We start from the raw sequence: 15,564 nt of genomic DNA, 5'->3' as shown, positions 1-15,564 counted from the left end.
GCCGGCGGTGTTTAGTTGGGGGGAAAGAGTTCCAACCACCAACAAAAAAACTTCCTCCCCCCCCCCCCCGCCCCCCCCCCCCCATGGGATCGGGACATGGGGGGGGGCCCCCCCCCCCCCCCCCCGACCGGGACGCTCCGGCGGGGAGGGCGCTTCACTGCCCCTCCCCGCCGTGACCTCTCCCCAGGCGTGCGGACCGGGCGTGTGGACCGGGCGTGCGGACGGGGTGGGTGAGCGGTCAGTGGTGGAAGCCCGGCCGGGGCGGTACCCCGATTTCCTGGAGCGGGGCGGGCTGGCGCCGCAGCTCCGGCAGCAGCCGGTCGAGGTCGGTCAGCAGCAGGTCGGCGAGGTCCCGGGAGAAGCCGTTGCGGCAGACCACCCGGAGCACCGACAGGTCCTCCCGGTTCGCCGGGAAGGTGTACGCGGGCACCTGCCAGCCGCGCTCGCGCAGCCGCCGGGAGACGTCGAACACGTCGAACGGGAGGCCCTCCTCGGTGGTGAAGGCGAACACCGGCAGCTGGTCGCCCCGGGTCAGCAGCCGGAAGCCGCCCAGCTTCTCGATCTGCCCGGCCAGGTAGGTGGCGACCTCGCGGCAGGCGCCCTGGACGGCCTGGAAGCCCTCCCGGCCGAGCCGCAGGAAGACGTAGTACTGGGCGACCACCTCGGCGCCGGGGCGGGAGAAGTTGAGGGCGAAGGTCGGCATCTCGCCGCCCAGGTAGTTGACCCGGAAGACCAGTTCCTCCGGCAGCGCCGCCTTGTCGCGCCAGAGCGCCCAGCCCACGCCCGGGTAGACCAGGCCGTACTTGTGGCCGGAGGTGTTGATCGAGGCCACCCGGGGCAGCCGGAAGTCCCAGACCAGCTCCGGGTCGAGGAAGGGCGCCACCATGCCGCCGGAGGCGCCGTCCACGTGCACCGGGACGTCGATGCCGGTGCGTTCCTGGTAGGCGTCCAGGGCCGCGCAGATCTCCGCGACCGGCTCGTACGAGCCGTCGAAGGTGGATCCGAGCACGCCGACCACACCGATGGTGTTCTCGTCGCACAGTGCGACCGCCTGCTCGGCGTCCAGGTGGAAGCGGGTGCCCTCCATCGGCGCCTGGCGTGCCTCGATCTCCCAGAAGTTGCAGAACTTCTCCCAGCAGACCTGCACGTTGGCGCCCATCACCAGGTTGGGCCGGGCCCCGGCGGCGTAGCGGTCGGCGTTGCGGCGCATCCACCGGCGCTTGAGCGCCATGCCGGCCAGCATGCAGGCCTCGCTGGAGCCGGTGGTGGAGCAGCCGACCACGGCGTCCGGGTCGGGGGCGTGCCAGAGGTCGGCGAGGATCGCCACGCAGCGCCGCTCCAGCTCGGCGGTCTGCGGGTACTCGTCCTTGTCGATCATGTTCTTGTCGAGGCACTCGGCCATCAGACGGGCGGCCTGGGCCTCCATCGAGGTGGTGACGAAGGTCGCCAGGTTGAGCTTGGCGTTGCCGTCCAGCATCAGCTCGTCGTGGACCAGCTGGTACGCGGTGTCGGCCGTGACCGGGCCCTCGCCGAGTCGGTGCAGCGGCGGGGCCAGCTTCATCGAGCCCAGCGGGTCGGCGATCGTCGGGTACGGGCCCATGCTCAGCCGGCGGTCGCCGCCGGCTCCCTTGTGCAGCGCCATGGCGTCCTGCCGTCCTTCGCGTTCGGTGGCCGTGTCCCGTCCCACGCTGCCACCGGCCACCGGGTGACGCATCTTCACCGGCTGCTTCGAGCCAGGGGCGGGCCGGCCCCGTCCGGGGGTCAGCCCGCGACCTCCGGGTGGATCTGGTCGCGGGCGGCCCGGTACTGCTGACGCACCGCCGAGCCGATCGCCAGGTCCTGCTCCCCGTCGGGCTCGACGGTCTCCGCATCCGGCAGCTCCCAGGCCGGCGGCTCCGGGGTGCCCGCCAGCGCCCAGGCGGCCTGCCGGGCGGCCCCGCGGGCGGCGTGGGCGCCCGGCGGCGGCACCACGACCGGGACGCCGAACAGCATCGGGGCGATGTGCCGGACGGCGGGCAGCCGCCCCGCGGTGCCGAGCAGGAACACCCGCTTCACCGCGACGCCCCGGGCGCGCAGCACGTCGAGGGCGTCGGCGATGTTGCACAGCATGCCCTCGACGGCGGCCCGGGCCAGGTGCTGAGGGGTCATCGCCTCCGCCCGAAGGCCGGTCAGGGTGCCGGCCGCGTGCGGCAGCGCGGGGGTGCGTTCGCCGTCCAGGTACGGCAGCAGCACCAGGCCGTAGGCGCCGGGGGTGGAGTGCAGGGCGAGGTCGCTGAGGCCCTCCAGGTCCCGGCCGAGCAGGGCGGCGGTGGAGCGCAGCACCTGGGCGGCGTTGAGGGTGGCGACCATCGGCAGGTGCCGGCCGCTGGCGTCGGCGAAGGAGGAGACCAGGCCGGAGGCGTCCACCACGGCCTCCTCGTGCACCGCGAAGATCGTCCCGGCGCTGCCGAGCGAGACCACCGCGTCGCCCGGGCCGAGGCCCAGGCCCAGCGCGGCGGCCATGTTGTCCCCGGTGCCGGCCGAGATCAGCAGGCCCTCGGGGGTGTGCCCGGCGGGCTCCGCCGGGGGCAGGACGTCGGGCAGCCGGAGTTCGTGGCCGAGCGCCAGTTCCACCAGGTCCTGCCGGTACTCGCCGGTGATCGGCGACCAGTAGCCGGTGCCGGAGGCGTCGCCGCGGTCGGTGGTGCGGCGCTTGGGGTGGCCGAGCAGCTGCCAGACCAGCCAGTCGTGCGGCAGCAGCACCTCGGCGACCCGGCGGGCGTTGGCCGGCTCGAACTCGGCCAGCCAGCGCAGCTTGGCGATGGTGTACGTGGGGGCGGGCACGGCGCCGATCGCGGCGGTCCAGGCAGCCGCGCCGCCGAAGGCGTCCAGCAGCTTGGCGGCGGCGCCGCTGGAGCGCGGGTCGTTCCACAGGATCGCGGGCCGGACCTGCACCCCGCCGGCGTCCAGGCCGATCATCCCGTGCTGCTGGGCGCTGACCCCGATCGCCCGGACGCCCTCCAGCAGGCCGCCGGTCGCGGCGTCGCCGAGCGAGTGCAGCCAGACCTGGGGGTCGGCCTCGCCCGGGCGCAGGTCCTGGTCCTCGGGGACGGGATGGGGCGCCTTGCCGGAACGCAGGACGGCACCGGTGTCGGCGTCGCACGCCACGATCCGGGTGCGGTTGGTCGAGCTGTCTATCCCCGCGACGATGGCCATGCCGAGATCATGCCTCAGCCGGACCCTGGACGCGTCCGGGCCGGGCGGGCCGTTGCCGCTTCGCGACCCCGGGTGGGGCTTCGCTTCGCCCTGTGGTCACCGTCCCGTCACGGACGGGAGGTAGGCCGCCGGGGACGTGTGTCACATGACACACGTCCCCGCCGCGCCGTCACGGGCGGAAGGTGCCCCAGCCGTCGTCCTCCGTCCGGGAGCGGTTGAAGTACGACACCCGGTCGGTGACGGCGTTCGGCAGCCGGTCGCCGACCCGGTCCGCGACCGCGCCGGCCGCCTTCCCGGCCACCGCTCCGGCCTGCTGCCGGGCCCGGTCGGTCGCGCCCTGGACCGCGGGGTTCCGGGCGATCTGCCGGGTGACCTTGGCGATCTGTTCGTAGCGCTGGCGCCCGGCCCGCGAGCCCAGGACGTAGCCGGCCGCGAAACCCGCGGCCAACGACAGCTTCCACATGATCGGATCCACCCTCTCCTGGCGGCTTCTGCCGCATTGCCCTACCCGTCAGTCGGGACGGCGAACCGTCCGCGCCCCAGCATCCCCGCCCCCGTCGGCGGGCGCGCGCGGGGCGCGCCGGGCGGCAGCCGGGCGGCAAGCCGGGAAAGCGATTGGCGGACCACCCCCCCGAGTGCGCTAATGTATGTCCCGCAGCGAGCGCCGAGGAGCCCGGGAGACCGGGGGCCGGAGCGGAAGCCGATCCCCCATAGCTCAATTGGCAGAGCAGCCGACTGTTAATCGGCAGGTTATTGGTTCGAGTCCAATTGGGGGAGCTCGGGAGAAGGTCCCTTCGGGGCCCGGTTCCCGTCCGTGGTACGGAAGTCGAGTGCCGCGATCCCGCATAGCTCAATTGGCAGAGCAGCCGGCTGTTAACCGGCAGGTTATTGGTTCGAGTCCAATTGCGGGAGCTGCACCGGGTCCGCCCGGTGACTGCTCAGAGCGAAGGCCCCTCGGTCGACCGGGGGGCCTTCGTGTTTCCGTCCTCCGGTTTCTCGGAGTGACGTACGCGACACCGCCCCCGCCGGGTCGCCGGGTCAGGTGGTCGCCTTCCGGTAGAGGTCGGCGACCCGCTGGTCGAAGGCGACGCTGTACGAGGTGCCGGGGGTGACCCCGCCCTCCTGGTAGCCGCCGATCACGCCGACCACCGCGCCGTTCGCGGCCACCCACGGGCTGCCGCTGGTGCCGTCGGTGTAGCCGCCGCAGTCGAAGCGCGCCTGGGTGGGGCTCTGTGAGCTGGTCCGGGCCGCGCAGGTGATCGGCTCGTCGCTCTCGTTCGGGTAGCCGGTGACCGAGACGGACAGCCCGAAGCCCTGGCCGGTGCCGAGCGGGTTGCCGCCGACCGTGTCCTCGATCTGCCGGCCGTCGAGCATGCCCACCGTGACGAAGGCCACGTCGTACTCGGGGTCGTCCTCGGCCGCCCAGCGCGGGTCCACCGTGATCGCCTTCACCGGCCAAGTCCCGTACGGGGTGTACCCGTTGCGGTAGCCGGGGGTGAACACCAGGCCGTCCAGCAGGCCGATCCGCCGGCTCTGCACGCAGTGCGCCGCGGTGACCAGCAGGTTGCCCCGGGGGCTGTGCACCACGCTCGCGGTGCAGGCCCGCGGGCCCTGCGCGGTGCGGATGGAGAGGGTGCCCACCCGGTCCCCGGCCGGGCTCTGCTGCGCCACCTCGGCGGTGGGCGCCCCGTCCTGCCCGCCGCACGCGGTGCCGACGGCCAGCAGCAGGGCGGCCAGCGCGGCCGTTCGAGCCGTGCGCGCGGGCCGGGCCGGGCGGGGGGCCATCGGGGCTCCGTCTCGTTCCTCGGGGCGGGCACCGGGGCCGTGCGTTCCGCCGTTCGTGAGGAAGATCTACCAGGCCGTGCCCGGCGGCGCCACTGCCGCGTGCCGGGCCCGCCGCCGGTCACCCGGTGGCGCGGTCGTACAGGGCCTGGACGCGGTCGCCGAAGTAGCTGCTGTACGAGGTGTCCGGGCTGCTGCCGCCCTCCTGGTAGCCGCCGATCACGCCGACCACGGTGCCGGTCCTGGTGGCCGGGTCGAAGTCGGTGACCCAGGGGCTGCCGCTGGTGCCGCCGGTGTAGTCGGGGCAGTCGATCCGCAGCTGGGTGGGGCTCTGCTGGGCGGTGGTGTTGGAGCAGGTGATCGGGACGCCGCTGCTGCTCGGGTAGCCGGTGACCTTCACCGGGAGCCGGTAGCCCCGGTTGACGCCGAGCCGGTTGGCGCCGAGCACCTGTTGGACCTGCAGCCCGTTCTGCGCCTGGACGATCGCGAAGGCGACGTCCACGTCCGGGTCGGCGTGGTCGTTCCAGCCGTCGTCCACGGTGACGGCCAGCAGTGGCCAGATGCCGCTGGGGGTGTCGCCGTCGCGGTAGCCGGGGACGAAGACCAGGTCGCTGCGCCGGCCGAGCCGGGGGTCCCAGACGCAGTGGGCGGCCGTGACGACGAGGTTGAGCCCGGCGCTGTCGACCACGCTGGCGGTGCAGAAGTGGTCGCCGTCGGCGTTGCGCGTGAACACCGCGCCGACCAGGCCGTTGAGCACGGTGGGCTTGGCGGTGCGGGTGACGCCGGTGTGCCGGTCGGCCGCGCTCCTGAGCCGCTGCCGGTTCCAGCCGTGGCGGTCGGCGGAGGCGGCGGTGGGCGGCGCCGAGGTGACGGTCGGGGCGCTCCCGCCCGGCCCCGCCGCGGTGGTGCAGCCCGCCGCGGCCAGCACCAGTGCGAGTGCCGCGGCCGCCGCTCCCCTCCCACGTGTCGTCATCCGTCCAGGCTGCCCCGGACGGACGCCCCGCCGCCACCCGGGCTGCGCCGACCGGGAGTCGAGCACCGTCGCGTACCCAGCTGCGCCCCCGGCGCGCACCACGGGTGATCGACCGGCTATGCTGCCCGGGACGGCCTCGCTGGGGCCGTCTGCTGCTGCCGTGCCGACGACCGGCGCGTGCGGCGAACCGGGGCGGTAGCTCAGCCGGTTAGAGCAGGGGACTCATAATCCCTTGGTCGTGGGTTCGAGTCCCACCCGCCCCACCTTCTCGGTGTGCGACGAGCGTCGTACGCGTCTTTCGCGGGCGGGCCGCCGGGCCGGAGCCCCGCCGCCCTTTCACCGCCTGCGACGTCGCAGAGTCTAGGCCGCGGCCATCCCCTTTCCCGGGTGGCGCGCCGGAATTCACCCGCCCGTGGGCATCGGCCCCGACTCTCCCTGACGTCTGTCCGTCGCCTCCCCGCGGCGCTCGTCCCCCTTTCCCCGTTGCCGGACGCTGGCGCCGTGCGCGCAAAAAGTGATATCACTTTGACAGCTGAAGCGGGCACCCGCGCAGCGGACATCACCATTGGGGGAGTCGGTCCCATGACCACACTGCGTTCCACCGTCGAGGACGGCCCTGTCCTGGACCTCCCGGTCCCCAAGTTCACCGAACGGGCCATCACCGGGGCGGCCGGCCTGCCGGTGCTCGGCGGCACCCTGCTCGGCCTGCTCGCCGGCGTCGGCTCGTTCGTCGTCGGCGCGGCCCAACTGTCCGTGAAGGCCAACGGTTTGGGCATCGCCCTGGTGGTCGTCGGACCGCTGCTGGTGCTCGGCTCGGTGCTGCTGATGTGCGGGCTGACGGTGGTCTCGCCCGGCCAGGCCCGGGTGGTCCAGCTGCTCGGGCGCTACCGCGGCACCGTCCGCGCCGAGGGCCTGACCTGGCTGAACCCGTTCACCAGCCGGCGGCGGATCTCCACCCGGATCCGCAACCACGAGACCGAGACCACCAAGGTCAACGACGCGGACGGCAACCCGATCGAGATGGCCGCCGTGGTGGTCTGGCAGGTCGAGGACACCGCGATGGCGATGTTCGAGGTGGACGACTACGCCGACTTCGTCGCCATCCAGACCGAGACGGCCGTACGGCACATCGCCACCAGCTACCCCTACGACGCCCACCACGAGGGCCAGTTGTCGCTGCGCGACGGCGCGGACGAGATCGCCCGCAAGCTCTCCGCCGAGATCTCCGCCCGGGTCGCCTCGGCCGGGGTGCGGGTCATCGAGTCCCGGATCACCAGGCTCGCGTACGCTCCGGAGGTCGCCCAGGTGATGCTCCAGCGCCAGCAGGCCGGGGCCGTGGTCGCGGCGCGCAGGCTGATCGTCGAGGGCGCCGTCGGTATGGTCGAGGAGGCGCTGGACCGGCTCGCCGAACGCGATGTCGTGGAGCTGGACGAGGAGCGCAAGGCCGCCATGGTGAGCAACCTCCTGGTGGTGCTCTGCGGCGACCGCGGCACCCAGCCCGTCGTGAACACGGGCTCCCTCTACCAGTAAGGCGAGGCCTTGGCGACGGAACGGAAGAAGATCCTGTTGCGACTGGACCCTTCAGTTCACGACGCGCTGGCCAGATGGGCCGGGGACGAACTGCGCAGCACCAACGCCCAGATCGAGTTCCTGCTCCGCCGCGCCCTCACCGACGCGGGACGGATGCCCAGCGGTGCGGCCCGGCTTCCCCGGCGCGGCCGCCCACCCAAGGAGAGCCCGGAGAGCGGCGAGTCCGGCGAGGACTGACCGCGGACCGGGGCTCGGAGAACCTTCGGAGACCGAGATGGACCTGCCCGGCAACCTGCCCGAGAAGCTGTACCTGCTCGCCCACGACCCGCGGCGCGAGCGCACCACCCGGAACTCCTCGCCCAACCTGCTGCTCCAGGCGGCGGCGCTGACCGAGCTGCTGCGCAGGGGCCTGCTGTACGAGGAGGGCCGCAAGGCCGTCGCCCGGGCCCGCGGCGGCGCGGCCGAGGAGGGCCTCGATCCCTACAGCGCCCGTCTGTTGGGCCAGATCAGGGAGAGCCGGCCGCACAGCTGGAACTCCTGGGTCAGCCGTGCCAGGAGCACCGGCCACGACCAGCCGGTCCGCCGGGTCAGGGACGGTCTGGCGGACTCCGGCCGGCTCACCCTCCGGTCGCACCGGGCGGCCGGGCTGTTCCCGGTGACCCTGGTCACCCTGACGGACCCGGGGGTCCGCGAGGCGCTGGCGGCCTCCGTCACCGGGGCGCTGACCGGGCCGCTCAGCCGGGTCGACCCGGCCGACGCGGCGCTGACCGCCCTGGTCGCTGCGGGCCGGCTCGGCTCGGTCCTGAACGGCAGGCAGCGCCGGGAGCACCGCGGCCGGATCGCGAAGCTGGCCCCGGCGGCCGGCCCGGTCCCGCGCGCGCTCGGCACGGCGCTGGCCTGGCGGATGGCGGGCCACGCGGCGGAGAGCGCGGCCCTGGGCTGACGGTCCGTCCGCGGGGGAGACGGCCCGCAAGGGGGCGCGGAGCCCGGTCACCGGTCCGGTGGCCGGGCTCCCGGCCGTCCGGGCGTACGGACGTACCGGCCCGTAAGCTGGCCGGATGCTCGAACCCGCCCTGCTGCCGACCCCGCTGGTGGACTGCACCGACGAGGCCTACGCCCGGGCCGGGGTGGAGTTGCGGCTGAAGCGGGACGACCTGCTGCACCCGACCGTCCCCGGCAACAAGTGGCGCAAACTGGCGCCCAACCTGGCCGCCGCCGTGGAGCAGGGCCACACCCGGCTGCTGACCTTCGGCGGCGCCTACTCGACCCACCTGCGGGCCGTCGCGGCCGCCGCCGGGGCGCTCGGACTGGAGAGCGTCGGGCTGGTCCGCGGCGAGGAGCTGGCCGACCGGCCGCGCAACTGGTCGCTGCGGGCCGCCGAGGAGGCCGGGATGCGGCTGGAGTTCCTGACCCGGGCCGAGTACCGGGAGGCCACCGGCCGGGCCGAGGGGGAGCACGGCACGGACGCCCTGCTCCGCCGCTGGGGCCCCTGCCTGGTGCTCCCGGAGGGCGGCTCCAACGCCCTGGCCGCCGTCGGCGCGGCCGCGATCCCGGCCGAACTGCCCGGTCTCGGCGAGCGGGACGTGGTCTGCTGCCCGGTCGGCACCGGCGGCACCCTGGCCGGCATCGCGGCCGGCCTGCCGGCGGGCGCCCGGGCGCTCGGGGTCGCCGTGCTGCGCGGCGGCGAGGGCTACCTGGAGGCGGAGGTCACCCGGCTGCACCGGGCCGCCTACGGGCGGGGGTTCGACAACTGGCGGATCGACCACGCGCACCACGGCGGCGGCTACGGCAGGGTCCCGGCCGGACTGGCCGCCTTCGCCGAGCGGTTCGAGCGCCGCCACGGCATCGCGCTGGAGCGCCGCTACGTCGCCAAACTGCTCGCCGCGCTGGCCGACCTGACGGCGGAGGGCGCCTTTCCCCGCGGCACCCGCCTCACCGCCGTCGTCACCGGGCTGCCGGATCCGCGGTAGGGCCGCCCCGGCTCCGACGCGGACGGCCCGCGCTCCCGCCGTTCGGCGGGGAGGGCGGGCCGTCCGTCCGGCGGGAGGGCGCTATCAGCCGAAGGTCAGGTTCGCGCACGGGTCGGTGTCGGCGTTGCGGGTGTTCTCCGCTATGCCGGTGGGGATGCCGCTCGGCAGGCCCGGGGCGGTGCCGGGGGTGCTGCCGGCGGTGGCGCCCGGGATGGTGCCGGGGACGCTGCCCGGGGCGGCGCCCGGGGTGGCAGCGGCCGGGACGCCGGGCTCCGGGCTCGGGGCGGCCACCGAGTCGGTCCGGGTGCCCGCCGCGCGGTAGTCGGCGCCGAGGGTGACGGTGATCGCCTCCGTGCCGGGCTCCTCGACCGTGGTGGCGCCGGGGAAGAGCGCCGCGACCTGGTCGGCGGTGGCCTTCAGCGCGGGGTCGTAGGCGACCCGCGTGGTCTGCCGCCCGGCGGAGGTGTGGCCCAGCGTGACGTTGCGGAACCCGCGCGCCTTGAGGGTGTCGGCGCCGGAGCCGGCCAGGCCGGGCGTGCCGACCCCGTTGACCACCGTGATCGGCGCCGCGGCCTGCTCCGCGGTGAGCGGGGTGCCGGGGGCCGTCGCGGCGGCGCCCGGGTCGGCGGTGGGGGAGGAGGCCGGCTGGCCCGTCCCTGAGGTGCTCTGCCCGTCCAGGGTGCGGTCCTCGCGCAGCAGCTTCCAGAGGGTGTCGGCGTCCGGCTGGACCAGCCGCACCCGGTCGCCGGCGAAGCGCCAGGGGGCGGTGACGAAGGAGACGTCGGAGAGTTTGATGTCCTGGATCGAGTGGGCGAAGTCCACCAGCTTCATCGCGGTGCCCAGCCCCTCGTCCACGGTGAGCGACTTGGTGGCCGCGTCGGCCAGCGGCAGCAGGGTGGGCAGCGAGAAGCCCTGGCTCTGCACCTTCTTGATCATCGAGGAGAGGAAGGCCTGCTGACGCTTCATCCGGCCTATGTCGGAGTTGTCGCCGATGCCGTGGCGGGCCCGCAGGTAGTCCACCGCGGACTGCCCGGAGAGCTTCTGGAGGCCCTTCTTGAGGTGTATGCCGTACTCGTTGACGTCGTTGGGGACGCAGGCGTCCACGCCGCCCACGGCGTCGGACATCGCGGCCGCGCCCTTGAAGTCGACCACGACGGTGTGGTCGACCCGCAGTCCGGTGAGCTTCTCCACGGTGTTCTGGGTGCAGGCCGGGTTGCCCTTCTCGGCCAGGCCCACGGTGAAGGCGGAGTTGAACATCTGGTCGGTCTTCGGCGCCGTCCAGGTGCCGTTCGGCAGCTTGCAGGACGGGATGGTGACCAGGGTGTCGCGGGGGATCGAGACGCCGACGGCGTGCTTGTGGTCGGCGTAGACGTGCACCAGGATCGCGGTGTCCGAGTGGCCGACGCCCTCGTCGCCGCCGCCCAGCGAGTCGTTGCCCTCGTCGCGGGTGTCCGAGCCGAGCAGCAGCACGTTGACCGGTACGGAGGCGCCCGGGCTGGCCGGGACGGGGGCCGGCGGGCGTTCGGTGGCGACGCCGCCCGGGTCGAAGGTGGTGATGTTGTTGTCCAGCCGGTGGTAGAACCAGGCTCCGGCGCCCACCACCGACAGCACCAGTACGGCGGCCAGGCCGATGGCGGTCCGCAGATAGCGGCGCCGGCGCGTGCTGCTGCTCATCCTCCGTGCCCCCCGTCTTCAGGTCTCTCGCGTTCGATGTTCGAACGTTAGACGTTCCGGGAGGCGGTTCGGTTACCCCCCTGGGGCCTACGAGCAGCCCCCGGGTCCTGTGATGCTGGTCACGCGCCGGGGCCGGAGGCGCCCGCGAGCATCCTGCGGAGCAGGTCGCGCAGCGCCGTCCGCTCGTCCGGACCGAGCGCGGCCAGCGGCTCGCGGGCGAAGTTCAGCGACTCGCGGAGCTCCTCGGAGGCGGCCGAGCCGGTGTCGGTGGCGGCGACGAGCTTGACCCGGCGGTCGTGCCGGTCGGCCTCGCGGGTGACGAAGCCGCGGGATTCGAGCCGGTCGACGATGCCGGTGATGTTGGACGGCTCGCAGCTGAGCGTCTGGGCGATCTGGCGCATCGGCATCGGCCCGCGTCGCAGCAGGGCGAGCACCTTGGCCTGGGCGCCGGTGAGCGAGCGGGCGGCGGCGGCGTCCTCGTACTCGCGGTGGAACAGCGCGACCAGGTTGGCCATCAGGTCGACGACCTCGCGGGTGATCTCGTCGGGCTGCGGCGCGGCGTCCTCGACCGGCTGGGTGTCCATGGTCGAGAGTCTACCTGAAAAGTTGACAATGTGAACCTTTCATGCCCATCGTTACTTCAGTTGCTCAACCTTTTAGGTGTTCGAACCTCTCCGAACCCGCGTCCCGACCCGCCCCCGAACCGCAAGGAGCACACCCATGGCAGAGCAGGCCGCCACCCCCGCGACCGCCCGTGAATGGCACCTCGCCGCCCGCCCAAAGGGCTGGCCGGTGCCGGCCGACTTCGCCCTGGTCGAGGCCCCGGTCCGCACCCCGGGCCCGGGCGAGATCCTGGTCCGCAACGCCTACCTCTCGGTGGACCCGTACATGCGCGGCCGGATGAACGACGTGAAGTCGTACGTCCCGCCGTTCCAGCTGGGCCAGGCCATGGACGGCGGCGCGGTCGGTCACGTCGTCGCCTCCGGGGCCGAGGGCTTCGCCCCGGGGGACACGGTGCTGCACGGGCTCGGCTGGCGCGAGTACGCGACGCTGGACGCCCGGCACGCGGTCAAGGTCGACCCGGCCGCCGCCCCGCTCTCCGCCTACCTCGGCGTGCTCGGCATGCCCGGCCTGACCGCCTACTCCGGGCTGCTGGCCGTCGGCGGCCTCAAGGAGGGCGACAGGGTCTTCGTCTCCGGCGCGGCCGGCGCGGTCGGTTCGCTGGTCGGCCAGATCGCCAGGCTCAAGGGCGCCTCGCTGGTGGTCGGTTCGGCCGGCTCGGCGGAGAAGGTGGCCAAGCTGGTGGACGAGTACGGCTTCGACGCGGCCTTCAACTACAAGGACGCCCCGGTCGCCGAGCAGCTCGCCCAGGCCGCCCCGGACGGCATCGACCTCTACTTCGACAACGTCGGCGGCGACCACCTGGAGGCCGCGATCGGCGCGTTGAACGTGCACGGCCGCGCGGTGCTCTGCGGCGCGATCGCCCAGTACAACGACACCGCCGCACCCGCCGCCCCGCGCAACCTCGCGCTCGCCATCGGCAAGCGGCTGCGCCTGGAGGGCATGCTGGTGAGCGACCACGCGGGGCTCCAGCAGCAGTTCGTCGCGGAGGTGGCCGGCTGGTTGAAGTCCGGTGAACTGCGCACCGAGGAGACCGTGGTCGACGGCGTCGAGAACGCCGTCGAGGCCTTCATCGACCTGCTGCGCGGCGTCAACACCGGCAAGATGGTCGTCCGCCTGGGTGACTGACGAAGCGTCAGGCATCCTGATCGCCCCGCCGCCCCGACCGGGCGGCGGGGCGTTCGTCATGGGCGGACCGCCGCCGGGCGCGGGTGCCGGAGGCGCACTACCGCATTCCGGCCGGATCCGAAAGTGCGTCATCCATCCCGTGGCGCCGCGCGGTACGGTGGTTCGGCCGGTGATGGGGCCGTTCGGGGGAGAGATCCGGCCGAGGGGTAGACCTCGTTGAGGATTCGACTAGCATTGAGCGAAAGCCTGTCCGTTTTGCTCAATTTAGTAGCTTAATGTCAGCTAACGTGAGTAACTGCGGATCAACTGCAGGCACGAGGCAGCTGGGGAAGGCGACCCTCGTCCACAGCCTGGAGGTCCCGGTGACGACACGTGGAGTCCTGTACGTCCACTCCGCGCCCCGCGCGCTGTGCCCGCACGTCGAGTGGGCCGTCGCGGGGGTGCTCGGTGTGCGGGTGAGCCTGGACTGGATCCGCCAGCCGGCCGCACCCGGACACTGGCGCGCCGAGCTCTCCTGGCAGGGGGAGCCCGGTACGGCCTCGAAGCTCGCCTCCGCGCTGCGCGGCTGGCAGTTGATGCGCTACGAGGTGACCAGCGAGCCCTGCGCCACGGCGGAGGGGGAGCGGTACAGCAGCACGCCCTCGCTGGGCATCTTCCATGCCGTCACCGGCATCCACGGCGACATCCTGATCCCCGAGGACCGGTTGCGCGCCGTCCTGGTGCGCGCCCGCAGCGAGGGGGCCGACCTGGAGGCCGAGGTCGCCCGGCTGCTCGGCAAGCCCTGGGACGACGAGCTGGAGCCGTTCCGGTACGCGGGCGAGGGCGCGCCGGTGCGCTGGCTGCACCAGGTGGTCTGAGGCCCGCCCCGGGGCCGTACCGGGGACATGCGAAGGGGCCGGCGCTCGCGGAGAGCGCCGGCCCCTTCGTCGTGGGCGTCAGCGGGTGCGGAAGGCCAGCACCACGTTGTGGCCGCCGAAGCCGAACGAGTTGTTCAGCGCGGCGATCCGGCCCTCGGGCAGCTTGCGGGCCCCGCCGCGGACGATGTCGGCGTCCACGTCGTCGTCCAGCTCGTCCACGTTGATGGTCGGCGGGGCGACCCGGTGGTGCAGGGCCAGCACGGTGGCGACGGTCTCGATGCCGCCGGCGCCGCCCAGCAGGTGACCGGTCATCGACTTGGTGGCCGAGACGGCGATGTGGTCGAGGTCGTCGCCCAGTTCCTTGCGCAGCGCCTTCAGCTCGGCGGTGTCGCCCTGCGGGGTCGAGGTGGCGTGCGCGTTGACGTGCACGATCTCGGCCTTGTCCAGCTCGTTGCGCTCGAACAGGTCGGCCAGCGCGCGGGCCACGCCGGCGCCGGTCGGCTCGGGCTGGGCGATGTGGTGGGCGTCCGAGGACAGGCCCTGGCCCACGGCCTCGCAGTAGATCCGGGCGCCGCGCGCCTCGGCGTGCTCGACCGACTCCAGCACGACCACGCCGGCGCCCTCGCCCAGCACGAAGCCGTCGCGGGCCTTGTCGTACGGGCGGGAGGCGCGCTGGGGGTCGTCGTTCTTCTTGGACATCGCCATCATGTTGGCGAACGCGGCGATCGGCAGCGGGTGGATCGCCGCCTCGGTGCCGCCGGCCACCACGACGTCGGCGCGGCCGGTGCGGATCATCTCGATCGCGTAGCCGATCGCCTCGGCGCCGGAGGCGCAGGCGGAGACGGGGGTGTGCACGCCCGCGCGGGCGCCGACCTCCAGGCCGACGTTGGCCGCCGGGGAGTTGGGCATCAGCATCGGGACGGTGTGCGGGGAGACCTTGCGGGCGCCCTTCTCCTTCAGCACGTCGTACTGGTCGAGGAGGGTGGTCACGCCGCCGATGCCGGAGGCGATGACGGTGCCCAGGCGCTCGGGGGCGAGCTTGGAGGACTCGTCGGTGGCGGGGGTCTCGAAGCCGGCGTCGGCCCAGGCCTCGCGGGCGGCGATCAGCGCGAACTGGGCCGAGCGGTCCAGCTTGCGGGCCAGCGGGCGGGGAAGGATGTCGCCGGGCTCGACGGCGGTCCGTGCCGCGATCTTCACCGGCAGGTCCTCGGCCCACTCCTCGGTCAGGGCCGCCACGCCGGACGTGCCCGCGACCAGGTTCTCCCAGGTGCTGGCGGCGTCGGCGCCCAGCGGCGTGAAGGCGCCGATACCCGTGACGACCACGGTGCGATTTTCAGCGGTCACTGGTTTCTTCTTCTCTCACGTGTGCGGGGGTCGGCGGCGTGCCGAGGATGGGCCCGGCCGGGCGCCCGATGAGGGCGTCCCGGCCGGAGAGGCCGGCCAGGCTCGACGAGCCCGGCCGACCGGTCAGCCCGGGCCGGCGTACGGGACGCCGGACGGGCTGACCGAGTCGAACGAGTCGGTCGCTCAGGCGTTGAGGATGTAGTCCACCGCGTCGCCGACGGTCTTCAGGTTCTTGACCTCGTCGTCCGGGATCTTGACGTCGAAGCGCTCCTCGGCGGCCACGACGACCTCGACCATGGACAGCGAGTCGACGTCCAGGTCATCGGTGAAGGACTTGTCGAGCTGGACGTCCTCGGTCGGGATACCGGCGATCTCGTTGACGATCTCGGCGAGACCTTCCAGGACCTCGTCCTTGGTAGCCATACTGGCTGCTCCTCTTCGGTGTTGAACGTGTCCGGCCGGCGGCCGGGCACAGGCTTGTGGACGGCGC

Annotated in this window: 15 protein-coding genes and 3 tRNA genes; 9 read left to right on the top strand and 9 right to left on the bottom strand. The window is 73.6% G+C overall.

The genetic code is table 11. The features are described from left to right. Positions 1-238: 238 nt before the first annotated feature. The 3 genes from ACZ5OX_RS04555 to ACZ5OX_RS04545 all read right to left on the bottom strand — a co-directional run bounded on the left by ACZ5OX_RS04555 (position 239) and on the right by ACZ5OX_RS04545 (position 3,670). On the bottom strand, positions 239-1,642 hold the full coding sequence (locus ACZ5OX_RS04555) for a glutamate decarboxylase (RefSeq protein ID WP_465628893.1): 1,404 nt from the start codon (positions 1,640-1,642) through the stop codon (positions 239-241). Between the two features lie 119 nt (positions 1,643-1,761). Continuing rightward, entirely contained in the window at positions 1,762-3,195 is a 1,434-nt protein-coding gene (locus ACZ5OX_RS04550) for an FGGY family carbohydrate kinase (protein ID WP_465628689.1), read from the bottom strand. A gap of 169 nt (positions 3,196-3,364) precedes the next feature. Continuing rightward, positions 3,365-3,670 (bottom strand): hypothetical protein, encoded by a 306-nt coding sequence (locus ACZ5OX_RS04545; RefSeq protein WP_465628688.1) that lies wholly within the window; start codon positions 3,668-3,670, stop codon positions 3,365-3,367. Positions 3,671-3,899: 229 nt separating this feature from the next. Here ACZ5OX_RS04545 and ACZ5OX_RS04540 point away from each other — a divergent pair. Then, positions 3,900-3,972: transfer RNA gene (locus ACZ5OX_RS04540), tRNA-Asn, on the top strand. A gap of 62 nt (positions 3,973-4,034) precedes the next feature. Beyond that, positions 4,035-4,107: transfer RNA gene (locus ACZ5OX_RS04535), tRNA-Asn, on the top strand. Between the two features lie 126 nt (positions 4,108-4,233). On the opposite strand, the gene ACZ5OX_RS04530 is transcribed toward ACZ5OX_RS04535, so the two are convergent. After that, on the bottom strand, positions 4,234-4,980 hold the full coding sequence (locus ACZ5OX_RS04530; RefSeq protein WP_465628687.1) for a trypsin-like serine peptidase: 747 nt from the start codon (positions 4,978-4,980) through the stop codon (positions 4,234-4,236). Between the two features lie 118 nt (positions 4,981-5,098). Continuing rightward, complete coding sequence (locus tag ACZ5OX_RS04525; protein ID WP_465628686.1) at positions 5,099-5,950, bottom strand: trypsin-like serine peptidase; 852 nt, start codon at positions 5,948-5,950, stop codon at positions 5,099-5,101. A gap of 189 nt (positions 5,951-6,139) precedes the next feature. Between ACZ5OX_RS04525 and ACZ5OX_RS04520 the strand changes: the two genes are divergently transcribed. The 5 genes from ACZ5OX_RS04520 to ACZ5OX_RS04500 all read left to right on the top strand — a co-directional run bounded on the left by ACZ5OX_RS04520 (position 6,140) and on the right by ACZ5OX_RS04500 (position 9,450). Next, positions 6,140-6,213 (top strand) — tRNA-Ile (locus ACZ5OX_RS04520). A 319-nt stretch (positions 6,214-6,532) separates the two neighbouring features. After that, positions 6,533-7,480, top strand: coding sequence for an SPFH domain-containing protein (locus tag ACZ5OX_RS04515; protein ID WP_465628685.1), 948 nt, complete (start codon positions 6,533-6,535; stop codon positions 7,478-7,480). 9 nt (positions 7,481-7,489) lie between these two features. Continuing rightward, the gene (locus tag ACZ5OX_RS04510; protein WP_392869752.1) at positions 7,490-7,717 is read left to right on the top strand and encodes a type II toxin-antitoxin system antitoxin; all 228 of its coding nucleotides are present in this window, start codon (positions 7,490-7,492) and stop codon (positions 7,715-7,717) included. A gap of 37 nt (positions 7,718-7,754) precedes the next feature. Beyond that, positions 7,755-8,423, top strand: coding sequence for a GOLPH3/VPS74 family protein (locus tag ACZ5OX_RS04505; protein ID WP_465628684.1), 669 nt, complete (start codon positions 7,755-7,757; stop codon positions 8,421-8,423). 115 nt (positions 8,424-8,538) lie between these two features. Beyond that, complete coding sequence (locus tag ACZ5OX_RS04500; protein ID WP_465628683.1) at positions 8,539-9,450, top strand: 1-aminocyclopropane-1-carboxylate deaminase/D-cysteine desulfhydrase; 912 nt, start codon at positions 8,539-8,541, stop codon at positions 9,448-9,450. A gap of 84 nt (positions 9,451-9,534) precedes the next feature. Here the strand turns inward: ACZ5OX_RS04500 and ACZ5OX_RS04495 are convergent, their stop codons facing one another. Beyond that, positions 9,535-11,124, bottom strand: coding sequence for an LCP family protein (locus tag ACZ5OX_RS04495; protein ID WP_465628682.1), 1,590 nt, complete (start codon positions 11,122-11,124; stop codon positions 9,535-9,537). Positions 11,125-11,243: 119 nt separating this feature from the next. Further along, complete coding sequence (locus tag ACZ5OX_RS04490; RefSeq protein WP_449789146.1) at positions 11,244-11,708, bottom strand: MarR family winged helix-turn-helix transcriptional regulator; 465 nt, start codon at positions 11,706-11,708, stop codon at positions 11,244-11,246. Between the two features lie 136 nt (positions 11,709-11,844). Here ACZ5OX_RS04490 and ACZ5OX_RS04485 point away from each other — a divergent pair, with 136 nt between their 5' ends. Beyond that, complete coding sequence (locus ACZ5OX_RS04485) at positions 11,845-12,873, top strand: NADP-dependent oxidoreductase (RefSeq protein ID WP_465628681.1); 1,029 nt, start codon at positions 11,845-11,847, stop codon at positions 12,871-12,873. Positions 12,874-13,235: 362 nt separating this feature from the next. Continuing rightward, on the top strand, positions 13,236-13,730 hold the full coding sequence (locus ACZ5OX_RS04480; RefSeq protein ID WP_392869740.1) for a DUF3145 domain-containing protein: 495 nt from the start codon (positions 13,236-13,238) through the stop codon (positions 13,728-13,730). 78 nt (positions 13,731-13,808) lie between these two features. Here the strand turns inward: ACZ5OX_RS04480 and fabF are convergent, their stop codons facing one another. Continuing rightward, on the bottom strand, positions 13,809-15,074 hold the full coding sequence (gene fabF, locus ACZ5OX_RS04475) for a beta-ketoacyl-ACP synthase II (RefSeq protein ID WP_465628680.1): 1,266 nt from the start codon (positions 15,072-15,074) through the stop codon (positions 13,809-13,811). A gap of 183 nt (positions 15,075-15,257) precedes the next feature. Then, the gene (locus ACZ5OX_RS04470) at positions 15,258-15,497 is read right to left on the bottom strand and encodes an acyl carrier protein (protein WP_355251392.1); all 240 of its coding nucleotides are present in this window, start codon (positions 15,495-15,497) and stop codon (positions 15,258-15,260) included. Positions 15,498-15,564: the final 67 nt, after the last annotated feature.

The organism is Kitasatospora sp. NPDC032121 (genome assembly GCF_055580145.1).
The sequence above is the reverse complement of the archived record's forward strand: the minus strand, read 5'-3'. Positions and strand labels throughout refer to the sequence as shown.

What these genes read in the sequence shown, in the direction of transcription:
- ACZ5OX_RS04555 (WP_465628893.1), bottom strand. Translation starts at nt 1,642, where the DNA reads ATGGCGCTGCACAAGGGAGCCGGCGGCGACCGCCGGCTGAGCATGGGC.
- ACZ5OX_RS04550 (WP_465628689.1), bottom strand. Translation starts at nt 3,195, where the DNA reads ATGGCCATCGTCGCGGGGATAGACAGCTCGACCAACCGCACCCGGATC.
- ACZ5OX_RS04530 (WP_465628687.1), bottom strand. Translation starts at nt 4,980, where the DNA reads ATGGCCCCCCGCCCGGCCCGGCCCGCGCGCACGGCTCGAACGGCCGCG.
- ACZ5OX_RS04525 (WP_465628686.1), bottom strand. Translation starts at nt 5,950, where the DNA reads ATGACGACACGTGGGAGGGGAGCGGCGGCCGCGGCACTCGCACTGGTG.
- ACZ5OX_RS04515 (WP_465628685.1), top strand. Translation starts at nt 6,533, where the DNA reads ATGACCACACTGCGTTCCACCGTCGAGGACGGCCCTGTCCTGGACCTC.
- ACZ5OX_RS04505 (WP_465628684.1), top strand. Translation starts at nt 7,755, where the DNA reads ATGGACCTGCCCGGCAACCTGCCCGAGAAGCTGTACCTGCTCGCCCAC.
- ACZ5OX_RS04500 (WP_465628683.1), top strand. Translation starts at nt 8,539, where the DNA reads ATGCTCGAACCCGCCCTGCTGCCGACCCCGCTGGTGGACTGCACCGAC.
- ACZ5OX_RS04495 (WP_465628682.1), bottom strand. Translation starts at nt 11,124, where the DNA reads ATGAGCAGCAGCACGCGCCGGCGCCGCTATCTGCGGACCGCCATCGGC.
- ACZ5OX_RS04490 (WP_449789146.1), bottom strand. Translation starts at nt 11,708, where the DNA reads ATGGACACCCAGCCGGTCGAGGACGCCGCGCCGCAGCCCGACGAGATC.
- ACZ5OX_RS04485 (WP_465628681.1), top strand. Translation starts at nt 11,845, where the DNA reads ATGGCAGAGCAGGCCGCCACCCCCGCGACCGCCCGTGAATGGCACCTC.
- ACZ5OX_RS04470 (WP_355251392.1), bottom strand. Translation starts at nt 15,497, where the DNA reads ATGGCTACCAAGGACGAGGTCCTGGAAGGTCTCGCCGAGATCGTCAAC.